The following is a 17,770-nucleotide window of genomic DNA, read 5'->3' as shown; positions in this document are numbered from 1 at the left end:
TTCTTCAATTCCTTTATCGGTTCGCATGGCCGCGCGCGGTCTATATCGACAAAGCCGTTCGAATAACGTTTATCCCCAGCACGAGAATCAACTCATGAATGAAGAGACGAGTCTTAATCGCGAGCGCCTCGCTGAAACGGAAACCATGCTGCGCCGCGAATTGGCTGATAATCCGAATTCCGTTGCAAAAAATAACAATCTGGCGCTCGTCCTTCGCCAGCTCGGCCGTCCCGCCGAAGCCGAACGACTGCTTCGGCATGCGCTGACGTTCCAGCCCGATTCGGCGGACATTCATCTGAATCTCTCGCTGCTTCTTTTCGATCAGCGGCTTTTCGGCGGGTGCGAAACCACGCTGAACGCGGCGCTGGCGCTGCGTCCGGATTTTGCGCTGGCCAAACATCTGCTCGGCTTGGCGCTTCAGGCGCAGGGCCGCATGGATGAAGCCGGCGACGCGTTCGCCGGCGCGATTGCCGACGATCCCGGTTTCGCACTGGCGCACCTGTCGCTCGGACGCTGGCTGCGTATTCGCGGGCGCTGGGCGGAAGCGGAAGCTGCATGCCGCCGCGCGATCGACCTGGCGCCGAATGATGTCGATACACACGTGGTCATGGGCGACGTGCAGTTCGCGGGGATGCGTCTGGACGAAGCCGACGCTTCGTACAAACGGGCGCTCGCGTTGGCTCCGCAGTCGGCTGACGCGCGTGGCGGACTGGGTCACGTCGCCCTGCGGCGCGCCGACCTGACGGAAGCCGAGACCCAGTTCAGGTCCGCGCTCGCGTTGCGTCCCGGTGCTGTCTCGCCGAGCCGTGGACTGATCGAAGCGCTGCTCCGGCAGGGCCGCGCCCATGAGGCGGAAGGCGCGCTGAATGACGCTTTGCAGAACATCGTCGGGCTCCCGGCGAGCTGTGCCCGCGCGCCGGGAGCGGTCGATGCGTTTCACAAGCACTCCTTCGGGCTGTGGCTGCTTCAGATGGGACGATATGAAGAGGCGTGGCCGCTGCACGAATTCCGTCAGATGGATTCGACGGAAGCCGCGGCGTGGGGCGTCAAATGGGATGGCGCGCCGAAGTTGTCCATCGTGAAGTGGAACGGCGAGCCGTTGCAGGGAAAATCGATCCTGCTCGCCGCCGAACAAGGGTTCGGCGACACGATCCAGTTCGTCCGCTTCGCCCCGCTGCTCAAGCGCCTCGGCGCGTCGCGGGTGACGGTCGTTTGCGCGCCCGAGCTCCTGGCATTGGTCGAAGGCGTCGAAGGTGTCGATGCGGCCGTCGATCGCAGAGCGCCGCTGGATGTCGCCGAATACGACCGCTGGTGCGGCCTGATGAGCGTGCCCGCCATTCTCGGCTTGTCGCTCGCGCAGATTCCCGCGCGGGTTCCGTACATCGCGTTGCCTCGCCGCCGCGTCGATGCATGGTCGCGTCGATTGAAGGCGGCCTTGCCGGGCCAAAAGCTGAAGGTGGGCCTTGTCTGGGCCGGGTCGAGCAGGCTCGGTCGTGTGACCGATGCCTTCATCGCGTTCGGCGACGACCGGAAGCGCTCGCTCCACCTCAACAAGCTGCTGCCCTTGCTGCGTATGCCGGATATCGCCTTCGTCAGTCTGCAACTGGGCGAACCGTGCGCCCAGCTTGACGAGCTGCCTTCCGATCTGCGTCCGATCGACATGACGCCGCACATCCGCGACTTCGCCGATACGGCATGCATCGTCGACAAACTCGATCTCGTGATTTCGGTGGATACCTCCGTCGCTCACCTTGCGGGCGCGCTCGGCAAGCCGGTCTGGATTCTGAACCGTCTCGCCGGCGACTGGCGCTGGCTGCTCGATCGAGAGGACTCGCCGTGGTATCCGTCGGCGCGCCTGTTCACGCAGAAGACAGAAGGCGATTGGGACGAAGTGATCGGCCGTGTCGTGAAGCGTCTGGAGCACTTGAGGCGAGGCGCGTGACGAAGCGAGTCTCAGTCAGCGGCATGGACAAAAGCTATATGTAAGGCTTGCTTCTTGCTCGTGCATGAACAGGTAATCGCAGGGAGAAAATTCATGCCTAAGCCGCACCGCACATCGACCGATCAGCTCGACACGATTCCCGACACGAGCAGCCCCGCCTACGCGAAGGCGAATCCCGTGATGCGCGCGTTCGACAGCTTCGCGAGCCTCGTCACGCGCTGGGCCGGCTCGCCGTTCGCCTTCGGCCTCGCGGTCACGAGCATCGTGTTATGGGTCGCCACCGGCCCGATCTTTCATTATTCCGATGGCTGGCAGCTCGTCATCAACACGGGCACGACGATCATCACCTTTCTCATGGTGTTTCTGATCCAGCAAAGCCAGAACAAGGACAGCGTCGCGCTGCATCTGAAGCTGAACGAGTTGCTCGCGACGCACCGCACGGCGAGCAACCAACTCATCGGCATCGAGGATGCGAGCGAGGAAGAGCTGCGCAGGCTCGCCGCCGCGTATCTGCGGCTCGCCTCGGACGCCAGAACGCGCGGCGGCGCGGCGCAATCGCCTGCATGTGAAGTCGAAGTCGAAGTCGAAGGCGCGGGCGACAAGGACGCGCGTTGAGCGTCCTTGCCGCCGCGAAGCCGCATCAGTCCTTGTGGCCCGGCAGCACCGCGCCGATGACCTGCTTCGCCGTATCGATAATGACGTTGCGCTGATTCGGATCGCCCTCGAACAGCGTCGTCGCGAACGCCTTCGCCTGTTGCAGCGTGATGTGCGGCGGCAGCGGCGGCACGTTAGGATCGGCTTTCACTTCGATCACCACGGGCCGATCCGACGCCAGCGCTTCGTCCCATACGGCGGCCATACACTCGGCATCGTCGACATAGAAGCCGCGCAAGCCGATCATCTCCGCGAACCGGTGATACGGCACCGACGGAATCTCCTGCGATGCCTCGAACTTCGGATCGCCGTTCATCACGCGCTGCTCCCACGTGACCTGATTCAGGTCTTCGTTGTTGAGCACCATGCAGATCCATCGCGGATCGGACCATTGCTTCCAGTACTTCGCGACGGTGATGAGTTCGGCCATGTTGTTCATCTGCATCGCGCCATCGCCGACGAGCGCGATCACGGGCCGCTCGGGATGCGCGAACTTCGCTGCAATCGCATACGGTACGGCTGCGCCCATCGACGCAAGGCCGCCCGATAAAGAGCACATCATGCCGCGTTTCACCTTCAGATCGCGCGCATACCAGTTGGCGCACGATCCTGAATCGCTCGTGACGATGGCATTCGACGGCACGCGCGGCGACAGTTCCCATACCGTGCGCTGCGGATTCACGCCGCTTTGCGCAGGCTCCAGCGCCCGCTTTTCGAGCTTCTTCCACCAGTCGCCCATCCAGCCTTCGATGTCCTTGCGCCATGCGTGATCGGTCTTCTGTTGCAGCAGCGGCAGCAGCGCGCGCAAAGTCTCGGCGCTGTCGCCGACGAGATTCACTTCCATCGGATAGCGGATGGACAGCATGTCCGGCTTGATATCGATCTGCACGCCGCGCGCCTGTCCTTCCTTCGGCAGAAACTCGGAGTAGGGGAAGCCCGAGCCGATCATCAGCAGCGTGTCGCATTCGGTCATCAGCTTGTAGCTCGGCTCGGTGCCGAGCAGGCCGATGGACCCCGTTACATAGGGCAGATCGTCGGGCAACGCGGCCTTGCCGAGCAGCGCCTTCGCGACACCCGCGCCGAGCTTGTCGGCCACGGCGATCACTTCATCGGTTGCCTGCAACGCGCCGGCGCCGACGAGAATCGCAACCTTCTTGCCCGCGTTGAGCACATCGGCGGCGCGTTGAAGATCATCGGCATAAGGCACGACTTTCGGCTCGCGATAACCGACACCGGAATGCAAGGTGCCATGCTTGCGCGGCGGCGGCTCGTACTTGAGTTCCTGCAAGTCATTGGGAAACACGAGCGCCGCGACCTTGCGTTCGCCGATCGCCGTGCGGATGGCGCGATCGACGAGATGCCGAACCTGCGCCGGCACGCTCGCCTGTTCCACGAAAGCGCCGGCGACGTCCTTGAACATCGACTGCAAATCGACTTCCTGCTGATAGTGCCCGCCGAGCGCGGCACGCGCCTGCTGTCCCGCGATGGCGAGCACGGGCATGTGATCGAGCCGCGCATCGTAGAGACCGGTGATGAGATGCGCGGCGCCCGGTCCCGAAGTGGCGATGCACACGCCCAGTTCGCCGGTGAACTTCGCGTGCGCCGAGGCCATGAACGCGGCCATTTCCTCGTGCCGCGCCTGAATGAATTCGATCTTGCCCTTCGCGCGATTGAGCGCGCCGAACACGCCGTTGATGCCATCGCCGGGATAGCCATAGATGCGGCGCACGCCCCAGGCGTGCAGGCGGTCGATCAGAAAATCGCCGACGGTGATGCTCATGATGAGGCCTCCGTGATGCGTTCGGAAAGGGATGCGGGAACCAGAGCCAGTGAGCAATGCACATGCCGTATCGATGCGATCGCGGCGATGTAACGGTCGCGTAAGAACATCGAAAACATGGGGCAATCCCGGATGTTTCGATCGTCCTAGGACATGCGTGCGGACAATTGGCTTCTGTATGGTGGACTCAAGACGGCGCGACATGCACGCACGAAGCAAAACGCTTCGCTTCGACGCCGATTCACTGACGCATCCGGACCACGAACATGAGTTATGTGCAGGCATCCATGAAGCAGGACACGACGCACGACACGACACGAACGGGACGCGGCCCGCTTCGCCGTGCGATGGCGGCATCGGCGATAGGCAACGCGACCGAATGGTTCGACTACGGCATCTACAGTTATGGCCTGACGTATATCTCCGCCGCGCTCTTTCCCGGCAGCACCGCGCAAGCGACGCTCTTCGCGCTCGCCACCTTCGCGATTTCGTTTCTCGTGCGTCCGTTGGGCGGCCTCTTCTGGGGACCGCTCGGCGACCGTCTCGGCCGCAAGCATGTGCTCGCGCTGACGATCATCATCATGTCGGTGGCGACGCTGCTCGTCGGCGTGTTGCCGTCGTATGCGAGCATCGGCATGTGGGCGCCGGTATCGCTCATCGCGCTGCGCATGATTCAGGGCTTCTCGACAGGCGGCGAATACGGCGGCGCGGCGACCTTCATGGCCGAATACGCGCCGGACCATCGGCGCGGCTTCTGCGGCAGCTTCCTCGAATTCGGCACGCTCGCGGGCTTCTCGCTCGGCGCGTTCCTGATGCTCGGCTGCTCGGTCTTGCTCGGCAACGACGCGATGCACGCATGGGGCTGGCGTCTGCCGTTTCTCGTCGCCGCGCCGCTCGGTTTGATCGGCCTCTATCTGCGCTCGAAGATGGAAGACACGCCCGTGTTCCGCGAAGCCGCCGCCGCAGCGCAACGCGAAGAGCAGGCGGGCGTGCCGCTGCGCGAACTGTTCACGCGCTTCTGGAAGCCGCTCGTTCTGCTGGGTGGCCTCGTGGTGGCGCTCAATGTCGTGAATTACGTGCTGCTCGCCTACATGCCGACTTTCATGAAGAAGGAACTCGGCATGAGCGACAACCTCTCGCTTCTGCTGCCGCTTATCGGCATGTTGTCGATGATAGTGTTGCTGCCGTTCGCGGGCGCGCTGTCGGATCGCATCGGGCGCAAGAAGGTGTGGTGGCTGTCGCTCGCCGGCATCTTCGTGGCCGCCGTGCCGATGTTCTCGCTGATGTCGCATGGCATTGCGGGCGCGCTCATCGGCCTCGCGGTGCTGGGCGTGCTCTACGTGCCGCAACTCGCGAGCATCTCCGCGATGTTCCCCGCCATGTTCCCGACGCAAGCGCGCTATGCGGGCATGGCGATCGCGTACAACGTATCGACGTCGATCTTCGGCGGCACCGCGCCGATGGTCACGGACTGGCTCATCGGGCGCACGGGCAGCACGCTCGTCCCGGCGTATTACATGATGGCGGCGTGCGCGGTCGGCGCGTTCGCGCTGCTGTTCGTCACCGAGACGGCGGGATGTTCGCTGCGCGGCCGCGAGATTCCGGGCGAAGCGGAGAAGGCAAAGCGCGTGGATTCGACAGCGGATGCCTGGGCCGATGCGGATCGCTATCACGCCTGAACGCAATCACGCATGAAACGGTGATGGCCCGGCAGAACGCGCCGGGCCATTTTCATTGAAGCATGCTCAATGCGCGACCTTCGCGGGCGCGGCGCTTCGCTTCAGCACGCGCGCCTGCAACACGATCACGAGCAGCAGGAACAAGCCGCGAATCACCGACTGCCAATACGCCGACAGGCTGATATACCCGAGCCCGTTTTCGAAGTTCAGCAGATTGAACACGAGCCCGAGGAGCGCGACGCCCGCGATGGTCATCGCGATGGAGCCTTCGCCGCCCGTCAGGCGCGTGCCGCCGAGCACGACCGCCGAGATCGCGAACAGCTCCCAGCCGACGCCTTCGTTCGGCTGTCCCGCGCCGAATTGCGCCGCGAGAATCGCGCCGGCGATGCCCGCCAGCAGTCCGCTCACCGCATACACCGCGACGAGCGTGCGGTCTACGTTCAAGCCCATCAGCCGCGATGCTTCCTCGCTCCCGCCGATAGCCAGCGCATGCCGTCCGAAGCGCGAACTGCGCAACGCGATCCACCCCGCGACCGCCGCCACGAGCGATACGATGCCCGGTATCGGCAAGCCGAGAAAATCGCCCTGGCCGAACGCGGCGAAGTTCGTGTCGTAAGAGATCGCGACGGCGTCGTTATGGCCGAGCAGGAGCGCGAGACCATGCGCGCCGAGACTCGTCGCGAGCGTGACGATGAACGGCAGAATGCGCATGTGCGTGATGACCATGCCGTTCAGCACGCCGACAGCCAGCCCCGCGCACGATCCCGCGAGCACGCCCGCCACCGCGCCGTGCGAACTCGCCAGCGCCGATACCACGCTCGCGAGCGCCGCCACCGCGCCCACCGACAGATCGATGCCGCCCGTGATGATGACGAACGCCATGCCGATGGAGATCAGCGCGAACATCGAGTTGTATCGCCAGAAGGAGGTGACGTTGTATGCCGACGCGAAGTGCTCGTAGCGCACGACGCCCAGCACCAGCAACGCCGCGAGCGCGATGAGAATGGGAAGGTTCTTCTTCATGTCATGAGCCCCGGCGACGTTGCACGTACACGGCGGCGATGATGATCGCGGCCTTGAGCACGAGCGCGGCGGCATCGGGAATGCCGTGCGCGAGCAGTGTGTAACGCAATAGCTGGATGATGAGCGCGCCGATCAGCGTGCCCGTGATGTAGGCCTTGCCGCCTGTGAGCGCGGTGCCGCCGACGGCGACCGCCGCGATCGCATCGAGTTCGACACCGAGGCCGACCACGTTCGCATCCGACGACGAATTCACCGATATCGATATCAAACCCGCGAGTCCCGCGAGCGCGGCGCACAGCGTGTACGCGATCATTTTCACGCGCGCGGTCGGAATGCCGCACAGATACGCGGCGTCCTCGTTGCCGCCGGTGACGAGCAGGTACTTGCCGAAGAGCGTCTTGCGCACGATCCACGTGAAGATCGCGACAAGCGCGAGCATCAGCAGGATTTGAAACGGCACGCCCGCGACCTTGCCGAGCGCGATCCACTGGAACGCGGGATTGTTGAACGCCTGCAGGCTGCCGTCGGTGACGACCTGCGCGATGCCGCGTCCCGCGATGAACAGCACGAGCGTCGCGACGATAGGCTGCACATGAAGCCTCGTCACGAGCAAGCCGTTGAACACGCCGCACGCCGCTGCCGCGAGCACGGGCAGCGTGAACGCGAGCAGCAAGCCCAGCGGCCCGTCGATGTTCATGAAGAGCATCGGCGCGAGCGCGCCTGCAATCGCCATCGATGCGCCCACGGACAGGTCGATGCCGCCCGTCGCCACGACGAGCGTCATGCCGATGCCGACGATCACGATCGTCACCACTTGCGTGAGATTCACGTTGAACGTCTGCAGCGACAGGAAGTGGTCCGTGAAGATGAGATTGAAGACGATCATCGCGACGAGCACGGCGATCTCGCGCTGTATCGCGATGCCGCGCTTCTTCTTCGCGGGCGCGGCCTGTGCGTCGGCTGTGAGCGGCGCGGCCGGTTGCGTCTTGTCGATCATGTTTCGTTTCCTTGCGCGGCGCTCGCTTGCGCCAGCGTCGATTCCTCGCCCGAGCCATACGCGATCGCATCCATGATCGACGCCTCGTTCATCTGCGCGCCGTCCAGTTGCGCGACCGTTTCGCCATCGCGGATGACGACCGCGCGATCGGCCACGGCGGTCAGTTCTTCGAGTTCGGATGCCGAGAGCAGCACCGCCATGCCCGCATCGCGCAACTCGCGCACGATCTTTGCGACATCGGCTTTCGCACCCACATCGATGCCGCGCGTGGGTTCATCGAGCAAAAGAAGGCGCGGGTTCGTCGCGAGCCAGCGCGCGAGCAGCACCTTCTGCTGATTGCCGCCCGACAACTCGCGCACCGGCTGATCCGGCGAACGCAACTTGATGCCGAGCGACGCGATGAAGCGATCGACGATCTCGCGCTGCTTCGCGACATCCACGATGCCGCGTTTCGTCAACGCAGGCAGGCACACGAGCGTGAGGTTGTCGCGCACGGAAAGCTCCGGCACGATGCCTTCCGCCTTGCGGTCTTCCGTGAGATACGCGATGCCGCGCGCGATCGCATCTTTCGGCGACCTGAACGCGACGCTATCGCTGCCGACCGCGAGCGTGCCTTGCGACGGACGGTCCGCGCCGAAGAGAAGCCGCATGGTTTCCGTGCGGCCGGAGCCGAGCAGTCCCGCGAGGCCGACGGCTTCGCCCGCGTGGACATCGAGCGAGACGTTCGCGACCTTCGCGCCCGCCGCGAGCGATTGCGCGCTCAACGCCACCGCGCCGCGCTTCGCGAGATTCGCTTCCTTCACCGCGCTGTCTTCGTGAACGACGGCGGCGAGCGTGCGGCCGAGCATCGTCGTGACGAGCTTGAGCTTGTCCATCTCCTGCATCGTGCTTTCGGCGACGGTCTGTCCGTCGCGCATGACGGTCACGCGGTCGCACAGCGCATAGAGTTCGTCGAGCCGATGCGACACGAAGATGACCGCGCGGCCATCGTCACGCAAGCGGCGCACGACGGTGAAGAGCAGCTCCACTTCGCGTTCGTCGAGCGAGGACGTCGATTCGTCCATGATGACCATCTTCGCCTCCGACGACACCGCGCGCGCGAGCGCCACCATCTGTTGAATCGCGGTGGAATAGTCGCGCACGGGTTTCTTCACATCGATTCGTAATCCGAACGATTCGAGCAGTTCGCTCGCGCGGCGCTGCACCGTCTTCCAGTCGATGAGACCGAACCGGCGCGGCTCGCGCCCGAGAAAGATGTTCTCCGCGACCGAGCGGAACGGCACGAGGTTGATCTCCTGATAGATCGTGCTGATGCCGGATTCGCGCGCTTCCTTCGGCGTGCGGAAATCGACTTCGCGTCCGTCGAAACGAATCGCGCCGCCACTCTTGCGATACGCGCCCGTGAGAATCTTGATGAGCGTCGACTTGCCCGCGCCGTTCTGGCCGATGAGCGCATGCACTTCGCCCGCGGCCACGGTGAGACGCGCGCGCTTCAACGCCGCGACGCCGCCGAACGCGATGTCGATGTCCTGCATGTCGAGTAGGGGAGTCTGGGCCATGCGGCTTGTCCATCGGAATGAAAAAGCGAGCGCCGGCGAACGGCGCCCGCAAGACACACACCTCGCTTCAAACGGTTCAATACCCGTACTGCATGCTCTGATCGACGTTGCTCTTGTCGTAGAAGCGGTCGGAGACTTTCACCCACGGCGGAATGGTCTCGCCCTTCGCGTACTTCTGCGCGACATCGCACGCGAGCGGCCCGAAGAACGGACTCGACTGCACGCTCGCGCCGAGTTCGCCCGCCTTGATCGCTTCGAGGCCGCCCTTGGTGCCGTCGATGGTCACGATCTGAATGTCCTTGCCCGGCTGCTTGCCCGCCGCCTTGATCGCGGCGATCGCGCCGAGCGCCATTTCGTCGTTGTGCGCATAGACGGCGGTCACGTCGGGATGCGCCTGCAACAGCGTTTCCATGACCTGACGGCCCTTGTCGCGCGCGAAGTCGCCGCTTTGCGACGCCACGATCTTCATGCCCGGATTCTTCGCGATGACTTCGTCGAAGCCCTTCTTGCGGTCGTTCGCGGCGGACGCGCCCGTCGAGCCTTCGAGTTCGATGATCGTCGCCTTGCCGTTGGTCGCCTTCACGAGCCAGTCGGCAGCGCGGTGTCCCTGATCGATGAAGTCCGAGCCGATGAACGTGATGTAGTCGCGGCCCGCCTTCGCCATCGACTGATCGATGTTGCGATCGACGAGAATCACCGGAATGCCCGCCTTCTTCGCCTGCATGACGACCGGCGCGAGCGGCTTCTCTTCGCGCGGCGGGAACACGAGCAAGTCCACGCGCTGCGCGATCATGCTCTGGATGTCCGACACCTGTTTCGCGGCGGAACTGTTGGCGTCGGTCATGACCATCTGCCAGCCGCACTTCGCGGCGATGTCCTTGAAGCTCTTGGTCTCCGCGAGCCGCCACGGGTTGTTGCTCTCGGTCTGCGCGAAGCCGACCTTGAGCGGCTTCTTGTTGGGGATCTTGGGCAGGGCGTCGTCGGCGGCGTGCGCGGCCGTGAAACTTGCGGAAAGCGTCAGCGCGGTCACGGCGGCGAGCGCGGCGGAAAGCGGGCGCAAGCCCGAGCGCGAATGGTTCTTGAGCGACAGCATGTCTTCCTCCGATAAGGATGATTCTCTTGTGGTGATGCCGATGCTTGTTGTTGCCCGGTCGATCTGCTGCGAGAGTGGCTGCTGTTGCTGCGTTCTATCGATGGACGGCGCTTTTTTATCGACCGTCAATCGCTAATATTATTAATGGCGAGTTGCCTGACTTCATTGATGACTCTGACCGATCCGCGCTCGATCAGCGGACCGTCGAGTTTCACCGTGCGATGTCGCACCGGCGCGCCGGCCGCGCGATTGTGTTCCTCCTGCAAGAGCGTTTCGACGGCCCAGCGGCCCAGGTCGTAATTAGGAAGCACGACGGTGGACAGCGGCGGATGCGTGTGCCGCGCGATTTCCTGATCGTCATAGCCGACGACGGAGACATCGTCGGGAACGCGCAGGCCGAGCTGCTTCAACGCCTCGATTGCGCCGAGCGCCATCAGGTCGTTCGCGCAGAAGATCGCGGTCGGCGGATTCGCTTCGCGCATCAGCGAAAGCGTCTGCTCGAAGCCCGTGCCCGAACTCCAGTCGCCCTCGCGCACGAGTTCCGGCGCGAACGGCAAGTCGGCTGTGGCAAGCGCGGTGCGATAACCCTTCAGCCGCTCGCGCGCCGCGTCCTGCCACGGCTCGCCGTTGATGTACCCGATCCGCCGATGCCCCGCCGCCAGCAGATAGTCGGTCGCCGTGTGGCCGCCCGCGACCTCCGCCGGCACCACCGACGACACTTTCGCCTCGCTCGAATAGCAGTTGAGCAGCACGGTCGGCACCTTCGCGAGCGCGGCGGGCAGCGTGACGCGGCGCGTGTAGACCGTCGCGTAGATCACGCCGCAGACGTCGCGATTGCGAAGCGTCGCATCCAGCACGCGCGCTTCGATCTCCGCGTTGCCGTGCGTCGAATACACGGCGAGCATGCGTCCGTGCGCGAACGCGGTCTCGCGCGCGCCGTCGATGCTGACCACCGGATGCGGGCTCGTCGAGATTTCGTCGGCGAGATAGACGATGAGATTGCGCTCGTTCTGCGTGTCGAGTGTGCCGAGCGCGTCGAGCGGATCGAGGCTCGCGGATTCGCGCGGCGTCATGCGATAGCCGAGTTCCTGCGCGGCCTTCAGCACCTTGTCGCGCGTGGCGTCCGAAAACTTCGCGCCGCTGGCGTTGTTCAGCACGAGCGATACCGTCGATTGCGAGACTCCGGTGAGCTTCGCGATGTCGGTCATCGTCGGGCGGCGTGGCGTGGATTTCTTCATTGCGCGAAGGCAGGGGTCATGAGCGAATGAAACTTACCACTAATATTAGCGATGAACAACGCGGGCGAGCACTAGCCAAATGGTGAATCCGCACCGGGTTTTCCCGGCTTATTACTAATAATATTGACGGCCTGACGACGCTCATGCGATTCTGCTTTCGATTCAGTGACGACCGAAGAACACGGAGGAGACGATGGGCCGGTACGACGAAAGCACGAGAGACGCGCTCGCTCGATCGTTCGAGAAGGATGGCTTCGTGCTACTGCGCGATCACTTCGACCGCGCGAAGCTCGAAGCGTGGCGCGATGCATTCGCGCCGCTGTTCAAGCCGCATGTCGATGCGGCGCGCGAGGCGTCGGCGAACGGCAATCGCGGACCGGGCCGCTATTACGTGACCTTGCCCTTCGAAGGCGAGTTCGCGGATCCGGCAATCATGTGCGATGAAGACATTGTCGGCATTGTCGAGCGCGTGGCCGGCTCCGATCCCGTGATGTGCCAGCTCGCCACCGATACGCCCGTGCGCGGTTCCGACTTCCAGGACTGGCATCGCGATACGCCGCCGCTCTTCGACGATGCGCCCGAAACGCCGTCGTTCCAGCTTGCGGTGAATTTTCCGCTCGTCGATGTCGACGACAGCAACGGCCCGCTCGAAACCACGCGCGGCACGCATCGCATGTCGCGCGAAGAAGCGCTCGCCGGTCTCGCCGATGGCCGCTTTCCGCCCGAGCGCGTGCCGATGCGCGTCGGCGACGTGATGATCCGCGACGTGCGCGGGCTGCATCGCGGCACGCCGAATCTCACCGACCAACCGCGCCCGATGGTCGTGATCGGTTATAGCCGCGCGTGGTATTTCCGGCCCGAAGTGCATATCGACGTGCCGCGCGCCGTGCTCGCCGATCTGCCGCCGCGCGCGCGCCGTCTCCTGCGCTACAGCCCGCAGGTCGAGCGCACCGCGCGGACCTTCGACGAAAGCTACCGGCAGTTCGCATATTGAGCGCCGATCCGAACGCGGGCGCGCCCGACGCGCTCCTCGAATTGCGTCACGGCGCGCGGCGTGTGCTGCTCGCGCCGCATATCGGCGGGGCGATCGCGGCTTTCTTCGACGCGCACGAAAGCGGCGAGCGTCACTGGCTGCGTCCCGCGACGCCCGATGCGCTGGCCGCGCGCAATCCGCTCGGCATGGCGAGCTTTCCGCTCGTGCCGTACTGCAACCGCATCCGCGATGCGCGCTTCACGTTCGATGGCGCGACCGTCGATCTCTCCGGCGACGGCAACACGTTCCCGCACGCGCTGCACGGCAACGCGTGGCGGCTGCCGTGGCGCGTCGATTCGCTCTCCGAAGCGCATGCGCGCCTCACGCTGCATCACGAGCCGTCGCGGGAAGCGGCGCATCACTGGCCGTTCGCGTACGAGGCGGCGCAGGATATCGCGCTCGATACGCAATCATTGACCGTCACGATGTCGCTGCGCAATCTGTCCGATCGGCCTATGCCGTTCGGCATAGGACATCACCCGTACTTTCCGCGCACGGCGAGCACGCGTGTGCACGCGCGCGTGGCGTCGATGTGGCATACGACGCCCGATCCGCTGCCGACGCACGCCGGGCCGCATCCGGGCATCGATGCGCTGGCATCGCCGGAAGGCATGTCGCCGGATGCGTTCGATCTCGACAACAACTTCACGGGCTGGACGCGCACGGCATCGATCGCGTGGCCGGACGAGCATCGCTCGATCACGCTGCAGGCGAGCGCGCCGTTCGATTTCATGGTGATCTACGCGCCGTCGGCGTTTCCGTCGCTCTTGTGCGTGGAGCCGGTGAGCAACGTGGCGGACTGGGTCAATCTCGATGTCGATCCCGCGTTGAAGGGCGGCGGCGTGCTCGCGCCGGGCGAGTCGATGAGCGCGAGTTTCACGCTGACGCCGCAAACGGTGTAGCGTGGGGGCGGCTTTGAACGACACGCGCATTCGATGAATACACGCACGCCTGCCACGCAGTTGCGGCCCCGCAAGACGCCGACGCAGCCGCGGTCCGCCGAAACGGTCGCCGCGATCGTCGAGGCCGCCGCGCAGATTCTGGAGACCGAAGGCATCGCCGGCTTCAATACAAACGCGGTGGCCGAGCGCGCGGGCGTGAGCATCGGATCGCTCTATCAGTATTTTCCGGGCAAGGACGCGCTCACGGTGGCGCTCATGCATCGCGAGTCGCAGCGTTTTCACGACGATGCCGCCGTCGCGCTCACGCTGGAAAGCGGGGAAGAGGCGCTCGATTATCTGATCGGCGCATCGGTGCGGCAGCAATTGCAGCGGCCGATGCTCGCGCGTCTGCTCGATGTCGAGGAGGGCCGGCCCGCGTTGCGCGGCGAAACGGACAAGCCCGGCATGAAGCATCTGTTCACGACGATCGTGCACCGCGCGATACCGCACCACGCGCATCCCGATGTCGCCGTCGCCGATGTGCTCGCGATCATTCGCGGCATGGTCGACGCTGCGGGCGAGCGCGGCGAGAGCGATATCGACGGTCTGCGGCGGCGCGTGCGCGCGGCGGTCTTCGGCTATCTGCGCGCGTAAATGCGAGCAACGCGCGGGCGCGATGCCCGCGATGCCCGTGACTCCCGCGTGCGAAAAGGCTTTGGCGGACCATCGCCCGCGCGCGCGATGCGAGTTGTTCGAGGTGATCGCGGCCAATATTCTGAGGTCTTTGGCGAACGCGGCATGGGGCCGCCGCCACGTTTGATCGAGACCGACGATGACCGCATCGCACGACACCATGAAACTGAACCACTTGAGCTTTCCTTCCGCCGATACCGCTGCGACCGCGCGCTTCTTCGAGCGGCATCTGGGCTTCACCGTTTCGGGCACCTGGGACAAGTCGTACATCCTGAAGCGCCCGGGCTTCGACGTTGTGATCGACGACGCCAGCCGCGACGTTCCCGCGTGGCCGACGAACTTCCACGTCGGCTTCGAATTGCCGAGCCTGGACGCCGTGCGCGACTTGTACGAGCGCTTCAAGGCGGAGGGCGTTCAAATGGAGACGGAAATCTTCAACAACGGACGCGGCTCGCGCTTTTTTTGCCGCGCGCCCGGCGGCGTGATGTTCGAAATGAACACGCGCCGGGACGCCGCGCCGGAATATCAAGGCACGTTCGACAACTGAGCGGAAAACCATGAAGGTTTTCGTCGAAGGGGCGACGTGCGGGGTCGGCTCCTCGGCGGTCGTCGGCGACTGCTGGAAGCGGACATACGTTAAGGATTGGGGAAAGGACGCGAAATCCCTATGTAGTAGGGATGCGTTAGGAAAGATCGGCTAGAACGAAGCCGGCAACGCGGGAACGGATGCGACGCCGGGAGGCGTCGATCAGGCCGCGCACTGAACGCGGCCTGTACACAACGAGCTACGACGAGACGCTGGTTACTCCGTCTTCGATCCGCTATTCGAGTTGCCCTTCTTCATCGAATGGCCGCTCTTGCTGCTCGACGAGTCCATCGTGCTTGCGCCCGATGCGCCCGACGTCGCGCCGGTCGTGCCGTGTGCATTCGGCGTGCTCATTCCGGTGCCGCCCTGGCCCGCGCCGTTGCCGCCGGCCGTGCCGCCGCCTGCACCGCCTCCGCCGCCGCCCGCACCGCCGCCGGCGCCCTGCGCAAAGGCAGCGCCCGACATACTCAGAACCAACGCGGATACCAGCAAGCTCTTCTTGGCGATCTTCATGGTGCCTCCCTTGAGTGGTGGTTATTGCGCGCCGCTTCGCATGTCCGGCGCGGCGTCGCGGCTTACATACCGCAATCCCCGTGCCGCGCGATGTAAGCGCGCATGAAGCCAGCCATCCCGATCAGCAAGCGACCCGTCAGGCAAGCGCCTCGTCACACCATTCGATGGCCCACGAACGCGCGCAATTCAAGGCGTCCCATTCGTTGGCGAACGAGTCGAGGTCGCCGGAATCGTGAACTTCCACGTGCGGTGTGTATTCGTTCGGCGCGCTCGTGATGCGGGCATGCGCGTAGAAGCGCCCGTCGTCGTCGTGGCGCGCCGTGCAGTCGATGTGAAAGTGCTTGTAGTCGAAACGCATTGAGCAGTCTCCGGAAGTGAAGTGGTCAGCTTCGACCGAGCAAGGCGATGTCACAGGAGCGATGCTTGCTCGATCGCGGTATGGCGATCCAAGGAGCAAACTCGTGACCACCCATCATGCGCATGGACAATCGACGGACGAAGACGACAAGTCCGCGCTCGAAGAATTCAAGGCGCTCGTGAACATGACGGCGCATCAATTGGAAAAATGGCTCGACACGGAAGAGTCCCGCGCAGTTGGCCAGAAAGACGGCGATTCGGAGTCCGTCGGGCACAAGTCGGGACGACGGATTATCGAATTGCTGGGCGCAAAGAAAAGCGACCTTCAAGCCGATGACTACGCCCACATGCGCAAGGTCACCGGCTATGTGAAACGCCATCTCGCGCAGCGCCCGCACGGCGATGTTGAGCATACGAAGTGGCGATATTCGCTGATGAACTGGGGACATGATCCGCTGAAGTGAAGCCCGGCGCAGAAGCGCAAACACGATTACCATACTGTATAAACATACAGTATCATAGGCAAGATGGAACTGTCCGAAAAGCTCGAAATTCTCGCGGATGCCGCGAAGTACGACGCCTCGTGCGCCAGCGGCGGCGCGCCGAAACGCGAGTCGCGCGGCATCGACGGCCTCGGCGCGAGCACAGGCTCAGGCATCTGCCACAGCTTCACGCCGGATGGCCGCTGCGTGTCGCTGCTGAAAATTCTGCTGACCAACTTTTGCCTGTACGACTGCCGCTATTGCATCAATCGCCGGTCGAGCAACGTGCCGCGCGCGCGGTTCACGCCGGAGGAAGTCGTCACGCTGACGGTGGACTTCTATCGCCGTAATTACATCGACGGCCTGTTTCTCAGTTCCGGCGTCATCCGCTCGTCGAATTACACGATGGAGCAGCTCGTGCTCGTCGCGAAGACGCTGCGCGAGAAGCATCAGTTTCGCGGTTATATCCATCTGAAGACCATTCCCGACGCCGATCCCGAACTCATCGCGCAGGCGGGGCGGTACGCGGACCGGCTGAGCGTGAACATCGAGTTGCCGACCGAAATCAGCCTCGAACGGCTCGCGCCCGAAAAGAGCGGACGCACGATCAAGCTCGCGATGGGCAACATTCGCGTCGCGCGCGAAGAAAGCGAAGCGGAGCCGCGCGCGCCGCGTTTCGCGCCGGCCGGGCAGAGCACGCAGATGATCGTCGGCGCGGACGAGACGGACGACCGCACCATCCTCGGCACGGCGGAAACGCTCTACGGCTCGTATCAACTGAAGCGCGTGTACTACTCCGCGTTCAGCCCGATTCCCGACAGCCCGACCGGCGTGCCGTCGAAGGCGCCGCCGCTCTTGCGCGAGCATCGGCTGTATCAGGCTGACTTTCTAATGCGCGGTTACGGCTTCAACGCGGCCGAATTGCTCGGCGATGCCGGCAATCTGCCGCTCGATGTCGACCCGAAGCTCGCGTGGGCGCTGGCGCATCGCGAGCGCTTTCCCGTCGATCTGAACGCGGCGCCCGCGCGCATGATCGCGCGTGTGCCGGGCATCGGCATGCGCAACGCGAAGCGCATCGTCGAATTGCGTCGGACGCGTCGCGTGCGTTACGCCGATCTCGCGCGCCTGCGCTGCGGCATGGACAAGGTGAAGCCGTTCGTCGTGACCGAAGATTATCGGCCGCCGCTTTCGGAGGCGTCGTCGGAGAATTTGCGGCGGGCGCTGGCCACGCAGCCCGTGCAGCTTTCGCTGCTCTAGCTT

17 protein-coding genes and 1 pseudogene are annotated in these 17,770 nt (G+C 64.3%); 10 read left to right on the top strand and 8 right to left on the bottom strand.

Annotated elements, in window-relative coordinates:
* Positions 1-25: 25 nt before the first annotated feature.
* The 3 genes and pseudogenes from NCR39_RS29835 to NCR39_RS25290 all read left to right on the top strand — a co-directional run.
* Positions 26-820 (top strand): annotated as a pseudogene (locus NCR39_RS29835) (tetratricopeptide repeat protein); the annotation flags it as partial.
* A 150-nt stretch (positions 821-970) separates the two neighbouring features.
* Entirely contained in the window at positions 971-1,942 is a 972-nt protein-coding gene (locus tag NCR39_RS25295) for a glycosyltransferase family protein (protein ID WP_250454964.1), read from the top strand.
* 93 nt (positions 1,943-2,035) lie between these two features.
* Positions 2,036-2,557, top strand: a complete 522-nt coding sequence (locus tag NCR39_RS25290; RefSeq protein ID WP_250454962.1) for a low affinity iron permease family protein — start codon at positions 2,036-2,038, stop codon at positions 2,555-2,557.
* A 25-nt stretch (positions 2,558-2,582) separates the two neighbouring features.
* On the opposite strand, the gene NCR39_RS25285 is transcribed toward NCR39_RS25290, so the two are convergent.
* Entirely contained in the window at positions 2,583-4,376 is a 1,794-nt protein-coding gene (locus NCR39_RS25285) for a thiamine pyrophosphate-requiring protein (RefSeq protein WP_250454960.1), read from the bottom strand.
* Positions 4,377-4,663: 287 nt separating this feature from the next.
* On the opposite strand from NCR39_RS25285, the gene NCR39_RS25280 reads away from it, so the two are divergent.
* Complete coding sequence (locus NCR39_RS25280) at positions 4,664-6,055, top strand: MFS transporter (RefSeq protein WP_250455176.1); 1,392 nt, start codon at positions 4,664-4,666, stop codon at positions 6,053-6,055.
* Positions 6,056-6,121: 66 nt separating this feature from the next.
* Here the strand turns inward: NCR39_RS25280 and NCR39_RS25275 are convergent, their stop codons facing one another.
* The 5 genes from NCR39_RS25275 to NCR39_RS25255 form a co-directional block, all read right to left on the bottom strand.
* Positions 6,122-7,078: an ABC transporter permease gene (locus tag NCR39_RS25275; protein WP_250454957.1), complete on the bottom strand. Its 957-nt coding sequence runs from the start codon at positions 7,076-7,078 to the stop codon at positions 6,122-6,124.
* Between the two features lies 1 nt (position 7,079).
* Positions 7,080-8,075, bottom strand: a complete 996-nt coding sequence (locus NCR39_RS25270) for an ABC transporter permease (protein WP_250454955.1) — start codon at positions 8,073-8,075, stop codon at positions 7,080-7,082.
* Positions 8,072-9,634 (bottom strand): sugar ABC transporter ATP-binding protein, encoded by a 1,563-nt coding sequence (locus NCR39_RS25265; RefSeq protein WP_250454953.1) that lies wholly within the window; start codon positions 9,632-9,634, stop codon positions 8,072-8,074. The genes NCR39_RS25270 and NCR39_RS25265 overlap by 4 nt, the downstream gene beginning before the upstream one ends.
* A gap of 76 nt (positions 9,635-9,710) precedes the next feature.
* Complete coding sequence (locus tag NCR39_RS25260) at positions 9,711-10,727, bottom strand: ABC transporter substrate-binding protein (RefSeq protein ID WP_250454951.1); 1,017 nt, start codon at positions 10,725-10,727, stop codon at positions 9,711-9,713.
* A gap of 125 nt (positions 10,728-10,852) precedes the next feature.
* Positions 10,853-11,935: a LacI family DNA-binding transcriptional regulator gene (locus NCR39_RS25255; protein WP_250454949.1), complete on the bottom strand. Its 1,083-nt coding sequence runs from the start codon at positions 11,933-11,935 to the stop codon at positions 10,853-10,855.
* Positions 11,936-12,158: 223 nt separating this feature from the next.
* On the opposite strand from NCR39_RS25255, the gene NCR39_RS25250 reads away from it, so the two are divergent.
* From NCR39_RS25250 to NCR39_RS25235, 4 genes are all read left to right on the top strand, one after another.
* Positions 12,159-12,959, top strand: a complete 801-nt coding sequence (locus tag NCR39_RS25250) for a phytanoyl-CoA dioxygenase family protein (RefSeq protein WP_250454947.1) — start codon at positions 12,159-12,161, stop codon at positions 12,957-12,959.
* Complete coding sequence (locus NCR39_RS25245; RefSeq protein WP_250454944.1) at positions 12,956-13,900, top strand: aldose 1-epimerase; 945 nt, start codon at positions 12,956-12,958, stop codon at positions 13,898-13,900. The genes NCR39_RS25250 and NCR39_RS25245 overlap by 4 nt, the downstream gene beginning before the upstream one ends.
* A 33-nt stretch (positions 13,901-13,933) precedes the next feature.
* Complete coding sequence (locus tag NCR39_RS25240; protein ID WP_250454942.1) at positions 13,934-14,533, top strand: TetR/AcrR family transcriptional regulator; 600 nt, start codon at positions 13,934-13,936, stop codon at positions 14,531-14,533.
* Positions 14,534-14,711: 178 nt separating this feature from the next.
* A complete protein-coding gene (locus NCR39_RS25235; protein ID WP_250454940.1) occupies positions 14,712-15,119 on the top strand; it encodes a VOC family protein in 408 nt (135 codons plus the stop codon).
* Between the two features lie 255 nt (positions 15,120-15,374).
* On the opposite strand, the gene NCR39_RS25230 is transcribed toward NCR39_RS25235, so the two are convergent.
* Both NCR39_RS25230 and NCR39_RS25225 read right to left on the bottom strand, forming a co-directional pair.
* Positions 15,375-15,671, bottom strand: coding sequence for a hypothetical protein (locus tag NCR39_RS25230; protein WP_250454938.1), 297 nt, complete (start codon positions 15,669-15,671; stop codon positions 15,375-15,377).
* Between the two features lie 136 nt (positions 15,672-15,807).
* Positions 15,808-16,029, bottom strand: a complete 222-nt coding sequence (locus tag NCR39_RS25225) for a hypothetical protein (RefSeq protein WP_250454936.1) — start codon at positions 16,027-16,029, stop codon at positions 15,808-15,810.
* A gap of 103 nt (positions 16,030-16,132) precedes the next feature.
* On the opposite strand from NCR39_RS25225, the gene NCR39_RS25220 reads away from it, so the two are divergent.
* Both NCR39_RS25220 and NCR39_RS25215 read left to right on the top strand, forming a co-directional pair.
* On the top strand, positions 16,133-16,492 hold the full coding sequence (locus NCR39_RS25220; RefSeq protein ID WP_250454934.1) for a DUF3140 domain-containing protein: 360 nt from the start codon (positions 16,133-16,135) through the stop codon (positions 16,490-16,492).
* A gap of 63 nt (positions 16,493-16,555) precedes the next feature.
* Positions 16,556-17,767, top strand: coding sequence for a putative DNA modification/repair radical SAM protein (locus tag NCR39_RS25215; protein ID WP_250454932.1), 1,212 nt, complete (start codon positions 16,556-16,558; stop codon positions 17,765-17,767).
* Positions 17,768-17,770: the final 3 nt, after the last annotated feature.

The sequence above is a fragment of the Caballeronia sp. ATUFL_M2_KS44 genome, from assembly GCF_023630965.1.
Lineage (GTDB): Bacteria > Pseudomonadota > Gammaproteobacteria > Burkholderiales > Burkholderiaceae > Caballeronia > Caballeronia concitans.
The sequence above is the reverse complement of the archived record's forward strand: the minus strand, read 5'-3'. Positions and strand labels throughout refer to the sequence as shown.

Coding starts and splice junctions, on each gene's coding strand:
- NCR39_RS25295 (WP_250454964.1), top strand. CDS start 971: ATGGGACGATATGAAGAGGCGTGGCCGCTGCACGAATTCCGTCAGATG.
- NCR39_RS25290 (WP_250454962.1), top strand. CDS start 2,036: ATGCCTAAGCCGCACCGCACATCGACCGATCAGCTCGACACGATTCCC.
- NCR39_RS25285 (WP_250454960.1), bottom strand. CDS start 4,376: ATGAGCATCACCGTCGGCGATTTTCTGATCGACCGCCTGCACGCCTGG.
- NCR39_RS25280 (WP_250455176.1), top strand. CDS start 4,664: ATGAAGCAGGACACGACGCACGACACGACACGAACGGGACGCGGCCCG.
- NCR39_RS25275 (WP_250454957.1), bottom strand. CDS start 7,078: ATGAAGAAGAACCTTCCCATTCTCATCGCGCTCGCGGCGTTGCTGGTG.
- NCR39_RS25270 (WP_250454955.1), bottom strand. CDS start 8,075: ATGATCGACAAGACGCAACCGGCCGCGCCGCTCACAGCCGACGCACAG.
- NCR39_RS25265 (WP_250454953.1), bottom strand. CDS start 9,634: ATGGCCCAGACTCCCCTACTCGACATGCAGGACATCGACATCGCGTTC.
- NCR39_RS25260 (WP_250454951.1), bottom strand. CDS start 10,727: ATGCTGTCGCTCAAGAACCATTCGCGCTCGGGCTTGCGCCCGCTTTCC.
- NCR39_RS25255 (WP_250454949.1), bottom strand. CDS start 11,935: ATGACCGACATCGCGAAGCTCACCGGAGTCTCGCAATCGACGGTATCG.
- NCR39_RS25250 (WP_250454947.1), top strand. CDS start 12,159: ATGGGCCGGTACGACGAAAGCACGAGAGACGCGCTCGCTCGATCGTTC.
- NCR39_RS25240 (WP_250454942.1), top strand. CDS start 13,934: ATGAATACACGCACGCCTGCCACGCAGTTGCGGCCCCGCAAGACGCCG.
- NCR39_RS25235 (WP_250454940.1), top strand. CDS start 14,712: ATGACCGCATCGCACGACACCATGAAACTGAACCACTTGAGCTTTCCT.
- NCR39_RS25230 (WP_250454938.1), bottom strand. CDS start 15,671: ATGAAGATCGCCAAGAAGAGCTTGCTGGTATCCGCGTTGGTTCTGAGT.
- NCR39_RS25225 (WP_250454936.1), bottom strand. CDS start 16,029: ATGCGTTTCGACTACAAGCACTTTCACATCGACTGCACGGCGCGCCAC.
- NCR39_RS25215 (WP_250454932.1), top strand. CDS start 16,556: ATGGAACTGTCCGAAAAGCTCGAAATTCTCGCGGATGCCGCGAAGTAC.